Below are 21,282 nucleotides of genomic sequence, written 5' to 3'. Positions count from 1 at the left end.
TTTATATTATTTTTATCTGACGTACTAACTTATTTAGATGAAATCTAAAGTTTTTATTTATAATTAATATTTACTCTTCCTACTGAAAACCATAAAATTGGCACTATTAATTGAAAAGAAAATATATCTGATCCTACTGCTTGAATGCACAATCCTAAAATGATTCCAACTTCTAAAATATTTTCCTTCAATTTTTTTAGTCCTTTAAACAAAGTAGTAATTATTATACTAAAAAAAATAAATGTTCCAATAACTCCTAATTCTGCTAACATTCTCACATAGTTACCATCTGGTATATATTTATCACTAAATTCTACAGCTTTATGCCCAAACACACCCAGGCCACTTCCAATAACAAGATTTCCATACATTAGTCCTTCAATCCATGTATCACTTCGTTCATCTATAGAATCAGTAATCATCATTAAACGCTCGTTTAACATTGTAATTAAATCTCCAAAATTATTATTAAGATATCCGACAATAAAAAAAATAATTGCAATTTCTATTAATAAATATTTTTTTTTTAACATTCCAAATTTGAAATATCCATAGTAGTGGAGCACAAAAAAAGCTGCCAATGCCACAAATAATGCAGATCTCCTAAAAGTTAAAGCGACTGCTATCATGCAAATTATTAATGCAGCTTTTCCATTTCGTCCTTTGGTATCAAGGATTTTAGTAAAGCTTATTAATACCCCAACAACACCTAATGATCCTGTCATGGTTAAACCAACTAAAGAGCGAAATGCCGAGGATGTAAGGATTGGATCTGTGCCTCCAATACCGTCTAAAACGCTCAAATATTCTCTATAATAATAAGGTTGTTGAATAAACAAAATAAATCCTAATACAAAGCAAAGAACAATTGCATTAAGAGTAATGTTATAAAAATTTTTATTATCCTTATCTTCAATCTTGCCCAAATAATAGAAAAACATGGGCAATATTGAATTAGAATACTCCTTAATAAAAACTGAAATTGGTAATCCTGAAAATATAAACCACAGAAAAGAAATTGTATTGTAAAGAATATAAATCATTACCAAAACATCTACATAATTCTTAAGTAAAGAAGCTGTTCGAAGATATTTATACATTAGAAATAATATTATTACAGAAGCAATAACACCAATCCTAACCCCAGGAATAAACATTCCCAAGCTTAGTATCCCGATTATAATGTAATAATAGAAATCTAATATTTTATAAGGATGAATAACCTCTTGTTTATCAATCATGCAATTTGTTCTATTTACAAAAGTCAAGTTCAAATCGCACGCCCTTTTCTAAATCTATTGCTGTTTTTTTGCCTAAAATATCCTTTAAATGTTTTGGATGTAATCCAAAACCAGGACGAATAGAGCGAACATTATCTTCAGTAATTACATCTCCAGCTTTTATATTCTCAACAACATATAGAGATCTGCAAAAATCTTTTCCTTTTTTTTGTTTTTCAGTCAAGTTATAATCTACAATACCAATAGCACTTTCAGCCTCACGCACCGCTTTTACCATGGCTGTAAACTCTTGCTCATTCATAGAAAAAGAAGCATCCGGGCCACCAATCTCACGATCTAAAATAAAATGTTTCTCTATTATTTTAGCTCCAAAAACTGTTGCTACAATTGGTACAGTTGCCCCCATAGTATGATCAGATAATCCGCTGATAACATTAAAACGCTCTGCCAAATCTTTTATCATACACATATTAGCTTCTTCAATCGGTGCTGGATAACTTGAAGTACACTTTAATAATGCAATATCATCATTTCCCATTCTTTTACAAGCGTCCAAAGCTAGTTCTATGTCTTCTAGTTCTGCAATTCCCGTTGAAATAATAATTGGTTTACCCTTAGAAGCTGTATATTCAATTAAAGGAATATCTGTGATTTCAAAAGAAGCAATCTTATAAGCAGGAACATTTAAACTTTCGAGTAAGTCAACTGCAGTTTTATCGAAAGGAGATGAAAAACAAATCAAACCTTCTTCTTTGGCAACGCTAATCAACTTCTCGTGCCATTCCCAAGGTGTGTAAGCCTCTTGATACAACTTATGCAAATTTTTTCCTTCCCAAATGGTTCCTTTAATTAAAAAATCGTCTTTATCACTATCAATAGTGATAGTATCTGCTGTATATGTTTGTAACTTTATACAATCTGCACCAGCTCTTTTAGCCGCACGTATTGTTTCAATTGCAGTTTCAATATTACCATTATGGTTTGCAGAAAGTTCTGCTATTATAAAAACCTTACTTTTCTTATCTATTATAAAATTATCTATTTTCATTTTGTTTTTTTTATATAGTGAAAACTATTAATACCTTCATAATTTAAATTTTTAGTAAATTCAAAACCTGCTTTTTCAAAAGCATATTTTGAACTATGATTTTCTTCTTTAATAAAAGCATTAATAATTGAAGTTGGATTTAGAACCAAAAAATAATCTGATGCTATTTGAAGCATTTCTTTTGCATAACCTTGACCTCTAAATTTTACATCTATAGATATTCCGATTAAAGATTCTTGATCATTTTGTTTTTGAATTCTAATTTGCCCAATACTCACAAACTCCTCATTTTCAAATAGCAACATCAAACATGAATTATCTGTTAACTTTGCTTTAAACCATTTACTATGGCTTTCAAAATCAATTATATCAGAATTATAGGAGTGCTCTCTAACAACTACATCGTTTGCCCAGTCAAAATAGAGTTCTAAGTCATCAATATTTGCTTTTCTAAAACTTAACACCTAGTGTTTATTTTTGAGTGAATAACCACATCAATATATTTTCCTTCGAAAAAACAGTGCTCTTTTAATCTTGCATCTTCTTTATAATTGACATCTAACATAACATCGTATAAATGAGGTCTTAAATCGAAAGCATAAGTATAAATTTTATGTAGCTTCAATTCATTAAAAGCCATTTGTTCGATTAAATTCAAATAATTTACCCATATAAAAGCAAAATTATTTTCCTCTAATTTTGTATTCATTATAAAAGATATTTCTGCATTTTTATCAATCCAATTTATATGAACTAATCCTCCGTAACCAATACATGTGTTATTTTCCAAAAAAGAAAATAAAATTTGACTAGGATGATCTTCATGAAAAAGTTTACCAACAACTGTTTTAAAATAAACTTCCTGATCTTGAATTGTTAGAGGTTTATTTTGTCGCAAATGATAAATTTGTTCATTTCTCCATTTCATAATGTCAAAACGATCTATATACCTAATAGGTACTATTGAATAATTGCCACTAACGAAATTTTGTTTATTTAATACTTTATAAAACTCCATTTTATTATTTAATTGCTTTCGTTCAAAATATTAAAAGCTGCTTTCGCTAATTGAAAATCATCATAATCGTCAATATCAACAGCTTCCAGCCAGGATATTGGATAAAACCTGTAATTATCACTATAAAAAGTATTATAATTCTTAAGATCGTTTACTTTACTAATCCAAATTGCCCCTGTAGGACAAAACAGTTTGGATTGGTCTTGCGATCTCTTATTTCTTAGATCATCATCAAATAAAGGTTTTGCATTATTATTTTCATCAATTCTATGTGCCCACCAAGGATTAAACATGCCATAATGAAATGACGATAAAATAGTTTTAGAAGAATCTTTTAAAAATTCTTCATAAGCTTTAATAATAGAAACAGAAGAACGTAAAGGACAATTAGCCATTAATTGAACAACTATGTCGTACTGCTCCTCTTTGTAATATTCCATTTGTTTGATTGCACCTATTGTAGCCAAAGCTACAGGGCTAAAGTCATCACTAGCTTCTTGCCTCAAAAAAGGAACCTGAGCACCATATTCGATAGCAATTTCAGCTATTTCCTTATTATCTGTGCTAACGAGAACCACATCAAAGATTCCAGATTTTAGAGCAGCCTCAATAGTCCAGGCTATCATTGGTTTCCCAAAAAAATCAATAATATTTTTATTTGGTATTCTTTTAGAACCACCTCTTGCAGGAATCACTGCTATAACTTTGCTTTTAACTAATTGTCCAGCCTCCATCTATTTTTATATTTTCACCTGTTATTGCTAATGATTTATTATTTAAAAAAAATTGGATTGGCGGATATAAATCTGTCTCATTCAACATTCTATTCATAGGGGTTAGTGATTTGTATCTTTCTAAAAAATCATCATCCACTCTGCCCTCCACTCCTCCGTAAGAAATACAATTAACTCTTACCTCCTTATTGGCTAATCTGACAGCCATTTCTTTTGCTAGATGAATCTGAGCAGCTTTTGCAACTCCATAGTTTACGGGAGACTGCATTTTAAAGTCTTTATATAAACTCGGCGTTGGTACTACAACACCGTACATGGAACTTATAAAAATTATGTCCTTTATTTTATTTCCATTGTCTATTAAGCTATCCGAAAGTAAATAAGGAAAAGTGACTGCTAAAAATAACTCTTCACTAAATTGCTCTGCAGTAATTTTTCCTTCATTTCCAATTATAGAAGTCCTTATATTGCGTGCATTGTGAATAACACAATCAATGTTAAACGGCATATTATCTACAATTCTGTTTATAGATAAATCATTTTCAAACTTCACCTCGATGTAGGAAACATTTTTATTATTAAAAAGTTGGCCTATTAATAACTCTCCTTTATTTTTGTCTGTCGTAGTAAAAACAACAGTGTGCCCGTCAGCAACCATTGATTTAACCAAATTACTTCCTATTTTTCCTGTCCCACCAGTAATCAATACATTACTCATAATCTGCCTTTTTGTAAAATCTCAACTAATTCTAATGTTTCCCGTCTGTCGATTATAATTTTTTTATTATTTATAGAATCAATAAAAGTGCATAGTGAACTTCTAAAACAAGAAAAACTATCATTAAACTTCTTAATGACTATATTATTATTCCCTGAAAAAGAAATAGAAAGATCACTTTTAATGATTCCTGTAACCTTTAATACTGCCTCGCAATTTTCCCATTTCACATTAACTGTATGAATATCATCATTTATATAAGTCTTCACATCAATTAATTTTCCTCTGTTTGGAAGTTGTGATACTAACGGCTCTAAAATATGAATTCCATAGGTTTCCCATTTATTCATTATTGTACCCTCAACATGATAAATATGTCCTAGTTTCTCAATCTCGTCCTTATTTAAAATTAATTCTTTAGCATACCTCAATGAAGAACAAGTAAAAATTTGACTTTCAAATTTTTGGGATAATAACATTGCATTTGCATCTTCAAGAGTTAAAGCAAAAGGTTTGTCAATAAAAATAGGAAGTCCTGAATTAAGGAATGGCTTTGACATTTCAAAGTGATTTTCTGCATCATCTCTTGCCAATAGAATCGCGTCTACATTATTGCACAAATCCTCTATGTTATTTACAACATATTCAATCTTTGAAGCCATCGCAATTTGCTTTGAAATTTCAAAATCTTGTGTCCAAATATGAGAAACAGTTCCTAGATCAGATAAAAAATCTTTTGGGAAATTCTGTTTAGACAAATATTCCGGAATAACTGGAAATGGACATTGAGACATTTCTTTTTCATCAAAACCATTAAATATAGCTGCCCAAGAATAAGGATGGCCATTTCCGTAACTTATCCCTATTATTCCAAGTTTAATCATTCTATATTTTTTTAGGCCAATTAGAAGGTATTAATACAGAATCTGAAAAATTAAATTCTCTTGGAGTTAGAATTTCGGCATTATGTATATCTCTTAAGTTATTTGCTAGTTGCCCTACATTTTCAACTCCCATAATTACGATATCTATAAAATCTAAAGACAAAATATATTTTAACAGTACAGCTGATAAAATTTCCCCAAAATTGTCTTTCAACTCAATTATATTTTCTTTTAATTCATTGAAAAAAGGAGGTAATTCATTATGATTTGTAAAAAACAATCCTTGAAGAAAAGGTGAACGAGCATGAATTTCACATCCTTCTTTCTTTAATTCAACTATATACTCCCTAAACCTATTATCAAAATAATTATACGGTACCTGTATCAAATCAGGTATCATTCCCTTTTGTAATAAAAAATCTAATTCTCGAGGTTGATTCAATGAAAAACCTATTTTCTTAATTTTTTTCTCTTCTTTTAGTCTTAAAAGATCGTCCCATTGTTTTGGATTTTCATATAATTGCGTAGGACGATGTGCTATATAACCATAAAGCGAATTTATTTTTAAATTAGCTAAACTTTTTTCTAATTGAATATTTAAACTTTCATCTTCATTACATGGCATAAACTTAGACACTATTTTAAACTGATCCACGCCAATATTTCCTAAAATAGTTTCTGCATTTCCATATGCTGGTGCAGTATCTAAATAAGTTATACCATTACATTCTGAAAAACTTAAAATTTCTTGAACTTCCTTCGGGTTTGTCTGTCCAATTTTATTGGAAACTCCATAAGGCATTCCAAACTGGACAGTACCAAGACCAATTTTATTATTTAGATTCATAAAAATCAAAAATCTTTTCTATTACAAAAAACTGTTCTTCATCGCTTAATGAAGGATACATTGGCAAACTAATGCATTTTGAATAATAATCTTCTGCATTGGTCAAATCAACCATTTCATAACCTATATTTTTATAATACGGTAATTGATGAACAGGTATATAATGAATTTGGGCAAAAATCTTATTTTCATGCAAATAATCATATAAACCTTTTCTGTCATTAACTTCAATTACAAAAAGATGATGAGCGTTTAAAAAATTCTCTGGTAGAATTTGAAACTTTATTTTTCCATTAAAAGCTTCTTTATATCTAGAGGCAATTTCATTTCTCCTTACCACCCCTTTTTCATTTCTTGATAATTGAGATATTCCTAATGCTGCCTGAAAATCAGTAATCCTATAATTAAAACCAAGTGTTTGCATTTCATAGAACCATCCTCCGTGATTCTCTGACATATTTTCCTTTGTTATTCCATGAGAACGTAAAAGCAATAATTCTTTATAAATTTCTTCTGAACTAGTTGTAACCATTCCACCCTCACCACATGCAATATGTTTTACCGGATGAAATGAAAAAACTGAAGCATTAGCATATATTCCATTACCACAAAATTGTTTTTGCTTTTTTGAATCCAAAAAATAACCACCTGGAGCATGGCAAGCATCTTCAAGAATCCATAGGTCATGTTGTAGAGCCAAAGCTCTGAAAGCTTCTAAATCGACCGGTAGGCCCGCAAAATCAACCGGAATAATTCCTTTGAAGAAGCCTTTCGGTTTACTTTCTATAAGCTCTTTTGTTTTCTCAAAAGATAATAGATAAGTATCTCTATCAATATCTGCAAACCAAACTTCTCCACCTACAAATCGAACACAATTTGCTGATGCAGCAAAAGTTATCGGTGTTGTTATAACCCTATCACCTTTTTTTAGCCCTAGCGCCATAACTCCTATGTGGAGACCTGCAGTCGCATTATTAACTGCCACGGCATATTTAGCACCAACATAGGATGCAAATTTTTCTTCAAACTCCTTTACTTTTGGCCCCTGAGTTAAAAAATCAGATTTTAATGTTTCAATTACTGCATTAATATCTTCTTCGTTAATATCTTGTCGACCGTAGGGAATAATTCTATTTTCCATTAAACTTCAAAATTAGAATCAACATGTTCTTTTATTAAAACTCTTAAGGTATCAACTGTTTCCCACTCACTGTTAGATCCAGAATTATAATTAAATCCTTCTTCTACTTTTTTAGCACTAAATTTATTTAAATATTCTTGTAATTTAAAATTTGGCACAGAAGGAAGAATAGTATAATATTTTCCTAAATCATAAGTATAAAAAGAATCAGAAGACGTAATCATTTCTTCATGTATTTTCTCACCTGGTCTAATCCCAACTACTTCAATAGGACAATTTGGAGCTACTGCTTCTGCAACATCTGTAATTTTGTAAGATGGAATTTTTGGAATAAAAATTTCTCCTCCCCAAGCATGTTCCAAAGCATGCATAACCATATCAACACCTCCCTGAAGAGAAATATTAAAACGAGTCATTCCGATATCAGTGATAGGCAATTTTCCTTCTTTCTTTTTATTAATAAAAAAAGGGATTACAGATCCATTAGATCCCATAACATTACCATATCTAACAACTGAAAATTTTATGGGATTAAATCCCTTTATATTATTAGCTGCAACAAATAATTTATCTGAAGTTAATTTGGTTGCACCATAAAGATTAATTGGAGCACATGCTTTATCAGTAGATAAGGCAACTACATTTTGCACATTAGTTTGCATTGCTGCATGAATAACATTTTGTGCTCCTCCAATATTTGTTTTAATACATTCATCAGGATTATATTCTGCCAAATGGACATGTTTCATAGCTGCAGCATGAATAACATAATCTACTCCTTGAAAAGCCCTAATTAATCTCTGTTCATCTCTAACATCACCAAGAAAAAAACGAATTTGCCCATATTTATTTAAAGGATATTCTTGAGCCATTTGAAATTGTTTTTGTTCATCCCGAGAAAAAATAATAACTTTTTTCACAGACGGATAAGTTTCAAATATATGTTTTGTCAAGGCTTTCCCTAAAGAACCAGTTCCTCCTGTTATTAATACCGTTTTATTGTTTAACATTTTATTAGTTGTTATATTTTTTTATTATTATTTTTAAACTTTATGGTAATTCCTTAAACACACGCATACCGACAAGATAAATCAAAGCTAGAAAACCAGCTATAAATCCGCCTAAAAAAATACCTTTGATCTTACCAAATCGTTTTTTATCTAATGGTAAAATTGGTCTGTCAATAACCTGAATTAAAGGGGTTTCTCTTCTTAATGTTACTTTAGCTAACTCTGTCTGTTTGACTAGCTCCGTTAATATTGCAGTATTGGCTTGTACATCAACCTGTCTTCTGGCTGATGGAGTCCTTCTGACATTAAGAGCGGGATTTAAGTTAAAAGTATTGTCGTTAGCCACAGCGACGCCAGTAATGGCTCCATTGAGTTCGTTACGAATTGAATCAGTCTGACGCTCTAATATTGACATATTCATTCTGGCTTTTTTACTTTTCGTTGTAATATAGAAATCCGAAACTTCATTAGCTAAAGCCTCGCAGAAATATTTAGCGAACAATTCATTAGTTGAAGAAACTTCAATAGTAGTTATAGATACCTTTTTATCCTTTTGAACAACCGATAAACTTGATTTTAACAGAGCGTCATACATGATACCCATAATACTATCTTGAATACGGGTAAATTTTTTTCGATCAGAATTTGGCAAAAATTCAATCTTAACAAGTTTTGGATCTTCATTCCAATTCGACCTCCATTCATTATTCTTTATATACATCTCAGCTAAAGAAATACTTTTTCCATTTACATTTACTGGACTTAAAAGTGTTTTTTCTACTATTGATCTCGATTTAAAAAGCTCAGTTAAATTAGATCCAGTAAACATTCCTCCCGCATTACCTCCCAGGTCCAAACCAAGAGAACTTGCTAGACCCAAAGCACTACCTAGACCTCCTCCACCTTTTTCATCTTCTAACGCAAATGATAAAGTAGCTGTATAAACCGGTTTTTTACTCATCGAGTATAATAAACCAAAAATAGCCCCCATAACCGCTATTAATAAAATAATTTTCCATTGGGAAAGCAGATAATTAAACCAGCTTTTTGCTTTCCCAATGAGTTCTCTTAAGGAAATTTCGTCATTTTCCATACTTTTATTATTCATCAAAATAATTTATTTAAAAGCCGTCACAATTAACAATGCTAAACTTGTTATAACACTTCCAATACTAACCCATTCTCCTGTAGTCATTTTCTTTGTCTCTGGTTTTTCAGGAACAACTATTTGAGAATCAGGCTGAACAGAAGGATATGATCTAAAAAATAAAAAGGATTTAGTAACATCTGCTTTTCCATTAGGATATATAATATATGCTTTTTTCTTCCATCCTTTGTTATTTACCCCTCCTACTGCATTAATATAATATCTAAATCCTTTTCCGTTTCTATAAGGAATTTCAGATGTTAATAAGACATTGCCTGTAACTTTTACTCCTTCATTATAAATAGCTACCTCAATTTCGTCACCTGGAAATAAAGTAACATTAGAATAATGATTTTTATCTTTTTGTATTTTTTCCCAATTAATGGGAATAGTTGAAAATTTTATGTCGGCTAATTGTTCTCTTAGAGAATCATTTTTAGACAGATTTAAATTTATACTTTCTAGTTTCTCAATTTCGTCTTGTTTAATAGGTCTTTTGATTTTCATTCCTTCAATATTAGAAATAGAAGTTAACCCGCCGGCTCTCATAACTATATCATATACTTTTTCCTTCTTGTTTGCTAACACATATTTTCCAGGATAAGCTACGGCACCGGAAATCAAAACCATTTGTGGTTTTTCATAAACGGCAATTCTTCGAATATTTATGACATCAAAAGGCTTTAAAATAAAATTCTTGATTTGTTCATTATTATCTGCAGTAATTTCAAGTTCCACTAGTTCAATACGTTTTGGATCCGCATCATTTATTACGTCAGATTTTACCATTCTTGCAATTTCCACTCTCTTAGAAGCAGAACCTGTTAAGCCTCCAACTTGTGCAATTAAATCATTTAAAGTTAAGTTCTCAAAATAATCATATGTACCAGGCTTTTTTACTTCTCCATCAATAGTAACTTTATATTCTTCTCTAAAATCTAAAACAGAATAAACAGTTACTATATCTTCTCTTTTTAATTCAATATCAGCATTTGAATCACCAGATAATGCCGCACTTAAATCTACATTTACTATTTCCGTTGTTAAATCAGATTTTAAACGAATAATTCTGGCTCTTTTACTGTATGCATCTTCTTTTAGTCCTTCGGCTCGTGTAATAAGATCTGAAACTCTCATTCCTTCAATAAAAGAGTAATAATCTGGTCTAAAAACGGCGCCCTCTATTTTGATACGATTTTCAAATCGGCTTAAAATTCTCGTTACTTTAAAAACATCGCCCGATTGTGGATTATAAGTACTAAACTCACTTTCGTTTATATCATGAACTTTAAACTCTTTACCTGTTTTTTGCACCACATTTACGGAAGCAGTGTATGCAAATTCATTAAATCCTGAAGCAAAATTTAATAAATCTGAAAAAGTTTCACCTTTTTTCATTTCAAAAATACCAGGTCGCTTTACTTCGCCTTCAACTATCACCCTTTGGCTGTAAGCTGGAATTCTGACAACATCATTATCCTTTAAACTAACATTATCAGATTGGTCTCCTTTAACTAAAAACCTATAAATATCTATATTTTTAAAAACTTTATTATTCCTAATTAATTCGATATTCCTGTAGCTACCATTTTTTCCCGGACCACCAGCTAAATGTAAGGCATTGTATACTGTGGCTAGAGATGAAATTGAATAATTACCAGGTTGTTTACCTCCAACTACTGTTATTTTAATCGTTCGTATTTGGCTTAAACTGATACTTACCTGAGATTGTCCAGATCTAACCGTACTATATACTTTAGCAATTGCTGCTTTTATTTTTTGAGTCGCTGCTTCAATTGACATTCCTGAAACGGCTATTTGTCCAACATTTTGAATTGATATTTTTCCTTCAACACTTACAGGGATATTGGCATTGTACTCCTGAATACCATAGACACTTATCTGCAATTCATCGCCAGGTCCTAACATATAATTCATCGGTGTTGCTAATTTTAAATCGGGTTCAAAATTTAAATTTGGATTATCAAATAATTCTGAACCAAAAATCAAAGCATTAGCTGAATCTTTTACCTTCTCATTTCTAATCTTATCTTGTTTTCTTCCAGACTCACTTTTATTTTCTTGAATCTTGGGTTTGTCATCTAATTTATTGGAATTTCCAGAGTATCCATTAAGCCTCGCTTTTAGCTTATCGTATTCTTCCTGATTCATTCCTTTTGAGAGTGCCATCGACTCAACTTCTTCAATTGTAGTATTGTTACTTTTTAGTTGTGCACTAATTTTCGCTAAGTCATCATCAGATAAATAATCCACTTTTACTGTACTTAAATCTTTGGATCTTAGTATATCTTGCGCATTTACATTGATGGAACTCAATAAAATAAAGAACAGAATAATAACATATGTTATTTTTTTCATATTAAATATATTAAATCTAAAATCTATGAATATTGTTTTTGATAATAATCTTTATAAGAACCAGAAGTTACGTTTTGTAGCCACTCTTCATTTTCAAGATACCAATTAATTGTTTTTTCCAAACCTTCTTCAAAAGTAACTGAAGGTTTCCATCCTAGCTCTTTATTAATCTTAGAAGCATCGATCGCATATCGCAAATCATGACCTGGTCTGTCTTTTACGTAAGTTATCAGTTCTTGAGAAGTTCCAGAAGTTCTTCCCAGTTTCTGATCCATAATCTGGCATAATAATTTCACCAAATCTATATTTTTCCACTCATTGAAACCACCAATATTATACGTTTCATGATTTTTTCCGTCATGAAAAACTAAATCAATTGCAGCAGCATGATCTTCTACAAAAAGCCAGTCGCGTGTATAATTTCCATCACCATAGACCGGCAATGGTTTATTATTGATGATATTATTTATAAAAAGTGGAATTAATTTTTCAGGGAAATGATAAGATCCGTAATTGTTAGAGCAGTTTGTCAAAACATACGGCAGTCCGTAAGTTTCTCCATAAGCTCTCACAAAGTGATCAGAACTCGCTTTTGAAGCAGAATAAGGAGAATTAGGATCGTAGGGTGTAGTTTCTGTAAAAAGACCTTCAGCTCCCAAAGAACCATAAACTTCATCTGTACTTATATGATAAAATCTTTTATTTGTAAAATCATCCTTCCATTGATTTTTTGCGGCATTTAACAAATTCATCGTACCGATAACATTTGTTTTCACAAAAGCCAAGGGATCTTCGATAGAACGATCTACATGGGATTCTGCCGCTAAATGCAATATTCCATCAAAATTATAATTTAGGAAGAGTTCGTTGATAAATGCTTCATCCACGATATCTCCTTTTACAAAATGATAATTTGGGTGATTTTCAATATCTTTTATATTTTCCAGATTGCCTGCATAAGTCAAAGCATCTAAATTAAAAATTTGATAATCTGGATATCTATTCACAAAACGTCTAACTACATGTGATCCAATAAAACCGGCACCACCTGTTATAAGAATTTTTTTCATTTTATTATTTTAATTTAATAGCTCAGATTTTATTTTTTCTAACTCACTATATATGTCTTTTACGTCTTGAGAACTTTCTTTCTGTAAAATTAAATTTGCAGTCTCCGTATAAACAAAAATGGTATTTTTCAATCCTAAGAAAGTAGTATGCTTACCAGATCCTATAACCATATTGCCGTTTTTATCAATAGGATGTCCTTTTGAAACCAAATAATCATAAACAGACTCAAACGAGCCCAAATCTGACCATGAAAATGAAGCCGGAACAACTTTAATTTTCTTACTGCGTTCCATTACCGCATAATCAATACTAATAGACGGAATTTCCATCGATAAATCTAAATTAAGAAGCCCTTTTTCATTTGCTTCCCAAACTGCCTTAGATTTTTCATAAACCTCTGGCTGAAATTGCTTTAATTCATCCAAAAGAACTCCTGCCTTAAAACAGAACATTCCGCTATTCCATAAAAAATTACCTCTTGCAATAAACTCTTTTGCCGTTGTTTCATTTGGTTTTTCACGAAATGATAGTACTTTATCTCCTTTTGATTCAATATATCCATAGCCCGTTTCAGGCTTAGTTGGTATAATTCCAAAAGTAACAATAAAACCTTCATTGGCTTTTTTAACGGCTTCCTGAATTGCATTATTGTAATCATCCATTTTATCAATAATATGATCCGATGGCGTTATGATTAAAATATCGTCCGGATCTGAAGCAAATGCTGCAAAAGCGATAGCAGCCGCAGTATTTCTTGGTGTAGCTTCTACAATATTTAAGTAAGTTGTTTTAGTTTTGTCCATCACCTTTCCGCTTAAATGATGATTATCTACATTTCCAACCACCATTACTTTATCGGCTAAATGACTGTTGCGCTCCACTGTCATTTCAAATAATGATTTATTTTCAAATATCTCTAAATATTGTTTAGGTTGACTTTTACGGGAAAGAGGCCATAATCTACTACCAACTCCACCAGTTAAAATGACATGTATAATTGAATTTTTTGTTTCCATTTTTATTAAAATAAAAAAAGACCTTTAGTTACTATAATCTATTATCAGCTATAGCTCCTAAAACTCCTTTTACATCATATATTAAACTATCTTCTTTTTGAAGTTCTGAGAAATTTAATTCTAAAAATTCTGCATGTGCTACTCCCAGAACAATCGCATCAAATTTATTATCCGGAATACTGTTAATTGTTATTAAATTATATTCTTTTTTTACATCATTCGCATTAGCAAGCGGATCAAATATGGTTACTATAATTCCGTACTCTTTTAATGCTTTAACGACATCAACAATTTTTGTATTTCGAACATCAGGACAGTTTTCTTTGAAAGTGATTCCAAGCATTAACAGATCTGCTCCGTTAACAGAAATACCTTTCTTAATCATTAATTTAACTATCTGAGAAGCCACATACTCTCCCATACTGTCATTTAAACGTCGGCCTGCCAGAATTATTTCAGGATGATAGCCAAACTCCTGTGCTCTCTGAGCCAGATAATAAGGATCTACACCAATGCAATGTCCGCCAACCAATCCGGGCTTAAAAGGTAAAAAGTTCCATTTGGTGGCTGCTGCTGTTAATACTTCCTGCGTATCAATACCCATTAAGTTGAATATTTTGGCTAATTCATTAACAAAAGCAATATTAATGTCTCGCTGAGAATTTTCTATAACTTTAGCGGCTTCCGCCACTTTTATGGAAGGAGCCAAATGGGTACCTGCCGTAATAACAGATTTATACAATGCATCTACTTTCAGGCCAATTTCCAATGTGGAGCCTGATGTAACTTTAAGTATTTTCTCAACAGTATGTTCCTTGTCTCCGGGATTTATTCTCTCCGGTGAATATCCTGCATAAAAATCTTCATTAAATTTTAATCCTGAAACTCTTTCTAAAACAGGAACACATTGTTCTTCTGTAACACCCGGATATACTGTTGATTCATAAATCACAATATCTCCCTTTTTCAATATTTTACCAACCGATTCACTGGATTTATACAATGGGGTTAAATCCGGACGATTGTTTTTATCAACTGGTGTCGGAACTGTTATTATAAAGTAATTACAAGCTTCAAGATCATTTAAAGAACTCGTACAATATAATCCGGTATTCTGATCTGCATTATCCACCAGTACTTTTTGCAAAGTAACATCATCAACCTCCAGGGTTGTGTCTGTTCCTGATTTTAAGGATGCAATTCGTGATTCGTTTATATCAAAACCTATGACCGAATATTTAGTAGCAAATAATCTGGCCAAAGGCAAACCAACATATCCTAAGCCAATAATGGCTATTTTTATGTTTTTGTCTATTTTGTAGTCGTTTTTATCCACTTTTTTCATTTCAATTCACGGCTTCGCCACTCTGAGTCACATTTCAGGTGACACAGATAACTCAAAATCCATTTTTGGCAAATATAGTATATTAAGTCAACTTATTCAATACAGTTTATAGCAGAACTTAAATGACTAAAAAAATTAAGACTCTAAAAAACAAGCAAAGCTTTATCAATCAGACTTTAAACATTGCATTTAAAAAAAACAGAAGATAAAAAAGCTAAAAAAAGCATTTTCATCTTCCATCTCGTTAATATATACTATTTTAAAAAATAAATTACTTATATTTTATTTTCAAAACACATCCTAAAGATTCTAAAACCAGGATATAATGCGTTTTTGATACTTCCTGAACAATTGCATCCTGATTACTAAAAACTCCGGATTCTAATTTTATCCTGTCTCCAACCTGAAACGGAGTTACCGATATTTCACTAACATTTAAATCCGTGAGGCTCTTTTTTATTATCTCAATTTCTTCCTCTTTAACAATTGCCGGCTTTCCCAGCCAGAACAAATATCGAACGGCACCGGCCACCTGAAAAACAGAATTCCTGTCAGCGTCCTGCAACTGCACAAAAACATAGGAATTAAAAAGGGGAACCTCAATTTTTTTCTTTCTATCTGACCATTGTTTAATCTGAGTTACCAAAGGACAATAGCATTCAATACCTATTTGATTTAGCTTTTCCGAAACTTTTTTCTCCCACTTGGGCTTAGTATACACTACATACCAATTCATATATTTTTTTATATTGAAATAAAATTTTCACTCTTTTCTTTATCTCATTTCGCATCAAATCTTATATCAATCTTAACTTTCAATTAAGAACCTATACCTTTATAAACAAAGCCAATTGACTCCAGTTCTTTAGCATTTAAAATATTTCTGCCATCAAAAAGAAAAGCCGGCTTATGCATTGAATCGTAAATTTTTTGCCAGTCATAAGCTGTAAACTCATCCCATTCGGTAAGAATTGAAATTGCATGTGAGCCTTTACAGGCATCATAAGGATTATCAAACGCAAGAATTGCATTATTATTTTCTTCAACAGACCTACTTTCCAAATAATTTAAATCAGCCAGCATTTTATTTCTTGAAACCTTCGGATCGTAAACAGAGATTTTAGCCTGTTCATTAATCAAATCATCCGCTACATATATTGCTGCTGACTCACGCGTATCATTTGTATCTTTTTTGAATGCCCAGCCTAAAAACGTAATTTTTTTGTCAGCAACGGTATTGTAAAGGGTTTGAACGATTTTATTCGAAAACCTCCGCTTCTGATGATCATTCATAATAATAACCTGTTCCCAATAATCTGCTACTTCATTTAAGCCATATGATTTTGCTATATAAACTAAATTCAAAATATCTTTTTGAAAGCAGGAACCTCCAAAACCAACAGAGGCTTTTAAAAATTTTGGCCCTATTCGGGTATCCATACCGATTGCTTTGGCAACTTCATTTACATCAGCACCCGTTTTTTCACAAAGTTCGGACATGGCATTTATCGATGAAATACGTTGCGCCAAAAATGCATTTGCCGTAAGTTTAGACAATTCTGAAGACCAAACATTGGTAGTCAGAATTTTATCTTTGCTGACCCAGTTAGCATAGACATCAACTAAGGCATTAATTGCAGCTTCTCCTTCGGGAGTTGTATCTCCACCGATTAAGATCCTGTCCGGATTTAATAAATCCGTAACAGCCGTTCCTTCCGCTAAAAACTCAGGATTCGATAATATCTGAAACTGAACTCCATTTCCGGTATTGTCCAGAATACTTTTGATCGCCTCTGCCGTACGAACTGGCAAAGTTGACTTTTCAACTACAATTTTATTTTCTTTGGCAACTTTTGCAATTTGTCTGGCGCACAATTCAATATATTTTAAATCAGCTGCCATACCTTTTCCTTTTCCGTAGGTTTTAGTTGGAGTGTTTACTGATATAAAAATGACCTGAGCTTCATCAATTGCTTTTTCGACTTCAGTCGAAAAAAAAAGATTTCTGCCTCTCGCTTCTGCAACAATTTCTGAAAGTCCCGGCTCATAGATCGGAATATTATTGGTATCCGGATCATTCCAGTCTTTAATTCTTTGTTCGTTCAAATCAACAACAGTCACTTGAATATGTGGACATTTTTGAGCAATTACTGCCATTGTCGGTCCTCCGACATAACCTGCACCAATGCAACAAATTTTGGTTACTTCCATTTAATTATTTATTATCTTAATCTTTGATTTCTATTTCAAATTATTCCAGTACCAGCTTACCGCTTCTTTTAATCCTTCCTGTAAAGAATATTTTGGATTGTATCCCAGCTTATTTTGGGCTTTGTCAATACTTGCCAGTGAATGCGGAATGTCTCCCGCTCTGTTTGCGCCATAAACAACTTCTACATCAGCAATTTTCGGGTCAAATTCCGCTAAATATTTTTTCAAATAACCTACCAGATCATTTAAAGTATTACGATCTCCGAATGCCGTATTATAAACGGTATTTACTGCCTCCTTATTTTGGCTTATCATAGCCAGTTCATTCATCTGAATCACATTATCGATATAGGTAAAATCACGGGAGTAATTTCCATCACCGTTAATGACCGGGCTTTCATAATTCATAAATTGCATAACAAACTTAGGAATAACTGCTGCGTAGGCTCCATTAGGATCTTGTTTTCTTCCAAAAACATTAAAATAACGCAATCCTATCGTTTCCAGCCCATATGTTTTACTGAAAATTTCAGCGTATAATTCGTTTACATATTTAGTTATGGCGTATGGTGACAGTGGCTTACCAATAACCTCTTCTACCTTTGGCAATCCTTCAGAATCTCCGTATGTCGAAGAGCTTGCGGCGTATATAAATCTTTTCACTTTAGCATCGCGGGAGGCAGTTAACATATTTAAAAAACCGGATACATTAACATCGTTTGTCGTTATCGGATCATTTATAGATCTCGGAACAGAACCTAAAGCAGCCTGATGCAGCACAAAATCGACTCCCTTCACAGCTAAAACACAATCGGTGATATTCCGAATATCACCTTCAATTAATTTAAAATTTGGGTTCTCAATACAATCTTCCAGATTATGGCGGTGCCCTGTCGCAAAATTATCCAGACAAACAACTTTATGACCCGCTTTTAGAAAATGCTCGCATAAGTTGGAACCAATAAAGCCCGCACCTCCCGTAATTAAAATTATATATTGAGCTGATATTCCCATGTATTTCAAATTATTTTTTATTCCATTTATTGAAAATAGATTTTACAAAACTCTTTTTTTCTTCTTCTTCATGATATCCGTTAGAATAAGCGCCATAACCATATCCGTATCCGGAGCCGTATTTAGCCTTATTCTCGTATCCGTTTAAAACGATACTCGCATTATTAAGTTCTCCTCTTTTTATTCGGTTATTCAACAAGGTGATCATATCTTTTTTAGTATAATTCTGTCTTACAATGTACAAAGTTACATCTGCATACTGAGCCAGCTCTAAAGCGTCTGATACTAAACCAACCGGAGGCGTATCCAGAATAATATAATCGTATTTTTGTTTTAATTCGTCTATCAATTCTTTCATCGCTTCACTTAAAATAAGCTCAGATGGATTTGGCGGAATCGGACCGGAAAGAATAACATCAAGATTTGCAATATTAGTTGGATTTGTTATTTCTTCCAGACTTTTTTGCTTAATAAGGTAATTCACTACACCCACATTATTTGTCAGACCAAATTCGTCAGCCAATCTTGGTTTTCTCAAATCTAAACCTATTATCACTGTCTTCTTTTCGCTTAAAGCAAAAACAGTCGCAATATTTATGGAACAAAATGTCTTTCCTTCACCACTTATTGACGAAGTAATCATTAATGTCTTTGCTCCGCTTACCCGCTGTTTTTTATAAAGAAACTGTAACGAAGAACGAATGGTTCTGAAGGATTCTGAAAGTGCAGATTTAGGCTTGTCAAATACTGCCAGGTTTATATTGTCTTTATTAACACCAATTACTCCAATAATGGGAATCTGCGTTAATTTACTTATATCTTCTATATTTTGAATTGAATTATTAACGAAGAAAATCACAAACACAAACAACAAAGGAATCAACATACCCAGAAACAAAGCCAGGACGTAGTTTGCAGAAGTTTTAGGGCCAATTAAATTTCCACCTATATCTTTTGCGGGATCAATAAAATGGATATCCGACAAATTAGAAGCCTTTACAATTTCTGCTTCATTTCGTTTTTGAAGAAATTCAGTGTAAATATTATCATTTAAATCATATTTCCTTTTAATCTTCAACAATTCCTGTTGTTCTTCCGGAAGTCTTTTTACGGTAGTTTCTGCCTGACCAATTTTTGCGTTTATCATTGACAAATCATACAACAATGATGATTTTGCACTGATGATATTTTCAAGCAAAACGTCCTTCACGGCATGCATTTGATTGTCGAAATCCTTAAAAATCTTATCACTTTTTACTGCATATGCCATTTCTGACCTTTGTGTAGAAAGCGCAATCAGTTTTGAAACATTCACAACAATATTCGGATCTTCAATTCCTGCAACTGAAGGGGCAGGTAAGCGGGAATAATCGACGCTGTTATTCAAATACGTTTTTAATGAATTATAGTACGCAATTTTTCTCGAAATCAGATCTTTCTGTACATCAAAATCCATTATTTTGTCAGAAAATTTAGCTCCGCCATCTTCAATCTCGTAGATATTTTTATCTTTTCGGAAAGACTTTAGTTCATTGCCATTTTCTTTTAACTGAGATTCCATTGCAACAAGAGTACTATCAATAAATCGTATTGTATTGTTTGCAAATTGATTTTTCCCGTCAAGCTGAATTTTGATCAACATTTTTACTGTCGAATTCAAATAATCAACCATCCTTGCTTTGTTTGTACCCTGCAATGATAATGTCAGCAAAGAGCCTCCCTTGCCATCATCGTCTACATTAATTGCTCTGTAATTCGAAACCGTATTATCAAAATCATTAAATCGAACAAAATACTCATTCCCTTTGTAAAATCCGGGATTGTCATTGATTTGCAATTTCCAATTTAGAAAAGGCAGTGAGACCTGCTCTCCGACTTTATATTTTTTTACAAATTCTACAGGCTGAACCGAAGTATTGGAATAAGAGTTTTTGGAATATGTTATTAAGGAAACAGAATTACTCTCAAATGGAATCCTGATTTCATATACATTTTCACTTAAAAATTTAATACTAATTAAAGTATTGGCAAGCTGCCCTCTGGATTTATCAATATTTAAATAAAAAGGTACTTCTCCATACGAATCAACCAAATTATATTTTCCCTGAGTAAGATAATCAATATAGAACTGTAATTTATCAACAACAAGCTCATTATGTGATCTGGACTTTAATATGGTCGAAATCCCGTTTACCTGATCAGAAATCCCTCCCCAGTTAAAAACCAAACTTGTATTTGAAGTAAAAAACGGATTGCTTTCTTCCTTAATAGAAATCATCGTTTGCATTCCGTAAATCTTTTCTTTTCGAACATTTACCTGATATGCAATTGCAAATGCAATGATTAAACTAATAAGAAACCATTTCCAATAACTGAGAATCTTTAATAAAAGCCCTTTAAAATCAAAATTCGAATGATTTTCAAACATCGAAAAATCTTTTATATCTAACATCGTTGA

The 21,282-nt window shown here is 32.0% G+C and carries 19 protein-coding genes; all 19 read right to left on the bottom strand.

Annotated features, from left to right (window positions below):
- Nucleotides 1-53 precede the first annotated feature (53 nt).
- Nucleotides 54-1,241: an O-antigen ligase gene (locus HAV12_RS04190; protein WP_171568608.1), complete on the bottom strand. Its 1,188-nt coding sequence runs from the start codon at nt 1,239-1,241 to the stop codon at nt 54-56.
- 10 nt (nt 1,242-1,251) lie between these two features.
- A complete protein-coding gene (pseI, locus tag HAV12_RS04185; RefSeq protein ID WP_171568607.1) occupies nt 1,252-2,289 on the bottom strand; it encodes a pseudaminic acid synthase in 1,038 nt (345 codons plus the stop codon).
- Nucleotides 2,286-2,753, bottom strand: coding sequence for a GNAT family N-acetyltransferase (locus HAV12_RS04180; RefSeq protein ID WP_171568606.1), 468 nt, complete (start codon nt 2,751-2,753; stop codon nt 2,286-2,288). The genes pseI and HAV12_RS04180 overlap by 4 nt, the downstream gene beginning before the upstream one ends.
- Nucleotides 2,747-3,307, bottom strand: coding sequence for a GNAT family N-acetyltransferase (locus tag HAV12_RS04175; protein ID WP_171568605.1), 561 nt, complete (start codon nt 3,305-3,307; stop codon nt 2,747-2,749). The genes HAV12_RS04180 and HAV12_RS04175 overlap by 7 nt, the downstream gene beginning before the upstream one ends.
- An 8-nt stretch (nt 3,308-3,315) precedes the next feature.
- Nucleotides 3,316-4,041 (bottom strand): cytidylyltransferase domain-containing protein, encoded by a 726-nt coding sequence (locus tag HAV12_RS04170; protein ID WP_171568604.1) that lies wholly within the window; start codon nt 4,039-4,041, stop codon nt 3,316-3,318.
- Nucleotides 4,019-4,759, bottom strand: coding sequence for an SDR family oxidoreductase (locus tag HAV12_RS04165; protein WP_171568603.1), 741 nt, complete (start codon nt 4,757-4,759; stop codon nt 4,019-4,021). The genes HAV12_RS04170 and HAV12_RS04165 overlap by 23 nt, the downstream gene beginning before the upstream one ends.
- The gene (locus HAV12_RS04160; protein WP_171568602.1) at nt 4,756-5,643 is read right to left on the bottom strand and encodes a Gfo/Idh/MocA family oxidoreductase; all 888 of its coding nucleotides are present in this window, start codon (nt 5,641-5,643) and stop codon (nt 4,756-4,758) included. The genes HAV12_RS04165 and HAV12_RS04160 overlap by 4 nt, the downstream gene beginning before the upstream one ends.
- 1 nt (nt 5,644) lies before the next feature.
- The gene (locus HAV12_RS04155) at nt 5,645-6,490 is read right to left on the bottom strand and encodes an aldo/keto reductase (RefSeq protein WP_171568601.1); all 846 of its coding nucleotides are present in this window, start codon (nt 6,488-6,490) and stop codon (nt 5,645-5,647) included.
- Complete coding sequence (gene pseC / locus HAV12_RS04150) at nt 6,477-7,631, bottom strand: UDP-4-amino-4,6-dideoxy-N-acetyl-beta-L-altrosamine transaminase (RefSeq protein WP_171568600.1); 1,155 nt, start codon at nt 7,629-7,631, stop codon at nt 6,477-6,479. The genes HAV12_RS04155 and pseC overlap by 14 nt, the downstream gene beginning before the upstream one ends.
- On the bottom strand, nt 7,631-8,641 hold the full coding sequence (gene pseB / locus HAV12_RS04145; protein WP_171568599.1) for a UDP-N-acetylglucosamine 4,6-dehydratase (inverting): 1,011 nt from the start codon (nt 8,639-8,641) through the stop codon (nt 7,631-7,633). The genes pseC and pseB overlap by 1 nt, the downstream gene beginning before the upstream one ends.
- Nucleotides 8,642-8,681: 40 nt before the next feature.
- Nucleotides 8,682-9,734: a Wzz/FepE/Etk N-terminal domain-containing protein gene (locus HAV12_RS04140; RefSeq protein WP_370528476.1), complete on the bottom strand. Its 1,053-nt coding sequence runs from the start codon at nt 9,732-9,734 to the stop codon at nt 8,682-8,684.
- 24 nt (nt 9,735-9,758) lie between these two features.
- Nucleotides 9,759-12,167 carry an SLBB domain-containing protein gene (locus HAV12_RS04135; RefSeq protein WP_171568597.1) on the bottom strand — a complete coding sequence of 803 codons (2,409 nt, stop codon included), beginning with the start codon at nt 12,165-12,167 and terminating at the stop codon, nt 9,759-9,761.
- A 23-nt stretch (nt 12,168-12,190) separates the two neighbouring features.
- The gene (gene rfbB, locus HAV12_RS04130; RefSeq protein ID WP_171568596.1) at nt 12,191-13,237 is read right to left on the bottom strand and encodes a dTDP-glucose 4,6-dehydratase; all 1,047 of its coding nucleotides are present in this window, start codon (nt 13,235-13,237) and stop codon (nt 12,191-12,193) included.
- A gap of 9 nt (nt 13,238-13,246) precedes the next feature.
- Nucleotides 13,247-14,254 carry a mannose-1-phosphate guanylyltransferase gene (locus HAV12_RS04125; protein WP_171568595.1) on the bottom strand — a complete coding sequence of 336 codons (1,008 nt, stop codon included), beginning with the start codon at nt 14,252-14,254 and terminating at the stop codon, nt 13,247-13,249.
- A 31-nt stretch (nt 14,255-14,285) separates the two neighbouring features.
- Complete coding sequence (locus HAV12_RS04120; RefSeq protein WP_171568594.1) at nt 14,286-15,599, bottom strand: nucleotide sugar dehydrogenase; 1,314 nt, start codon at nt 15,597-15,599, stop codon at nt 14,286-14,288.
- A gap of 271 nt (nt 15,600-15,870) precedes the next feature.
- Nucleotides 15,871-16,335: a UpxY family transcription antiterminator gene (locus HAV12_RS04115; RefSeq protein ID WP_171568593.1), complete on the bottom strand. Its 465-nt coding sequence runs from the start codon at nt 16,333-16,335 to the stop codon at nt 15,871-15,873.
- Between the two features lie 83 nt (nt 16,336-16,418).
- The gene (locus tag HAV12_RS04110; RefSeq protein WP_171568592.1) at nt 16,419-17,810 is read right to left on the bottom strand and encodes a UDP-glucose 6-dehydrogenase; all 1,392 of its coding nucleotides are present in this window, start codon (nt 17,808-17,810) and stop codon (nt 16,419-16,421) included.
- A 30-nt stretch (nt 17,811-17,840) separates the two neighbouring features.
- A complete protein-coding gene (locus HAV12_RS04105; RefSeq protein ID WP_171568591.1) occupies nt 17,841-18,824 on the bottom strand; it encodes an SDR family oxidoreductase in 984 nt (327 codons plus the stop codon).
- Between the two features lie 10 nt (nt 18,825-18,834).
- Nucleotides 18,835-21,276, bottom strand: coding sequence for a polysaccharide biosynthesis tyrosine autokinase (locus HAV12_RS04100; RefSeq protein WP_171568590.1), 2,442 nt, complete (start codon nt 21,274-21,276; stop codon nt 18,835-18,837).
- Between the last annotated feature and the right edge of the window lie 6 nt (nt 21,277-21,282).

Source organism: Flavobacterium sp. CLA17 (assembly GCF_013112255.2).
Lineage (GTDB): Bacteria > Bacteroidota > Bacteroidia > Flavobacteriales > Flavobacteriaceae > Flavobacterium > Flavobacterium circumlabens.
Note: the sequence above shows the minus strand (reverse complement) of the source record. Positions and strands in the feature narration are given on the sequence as shown.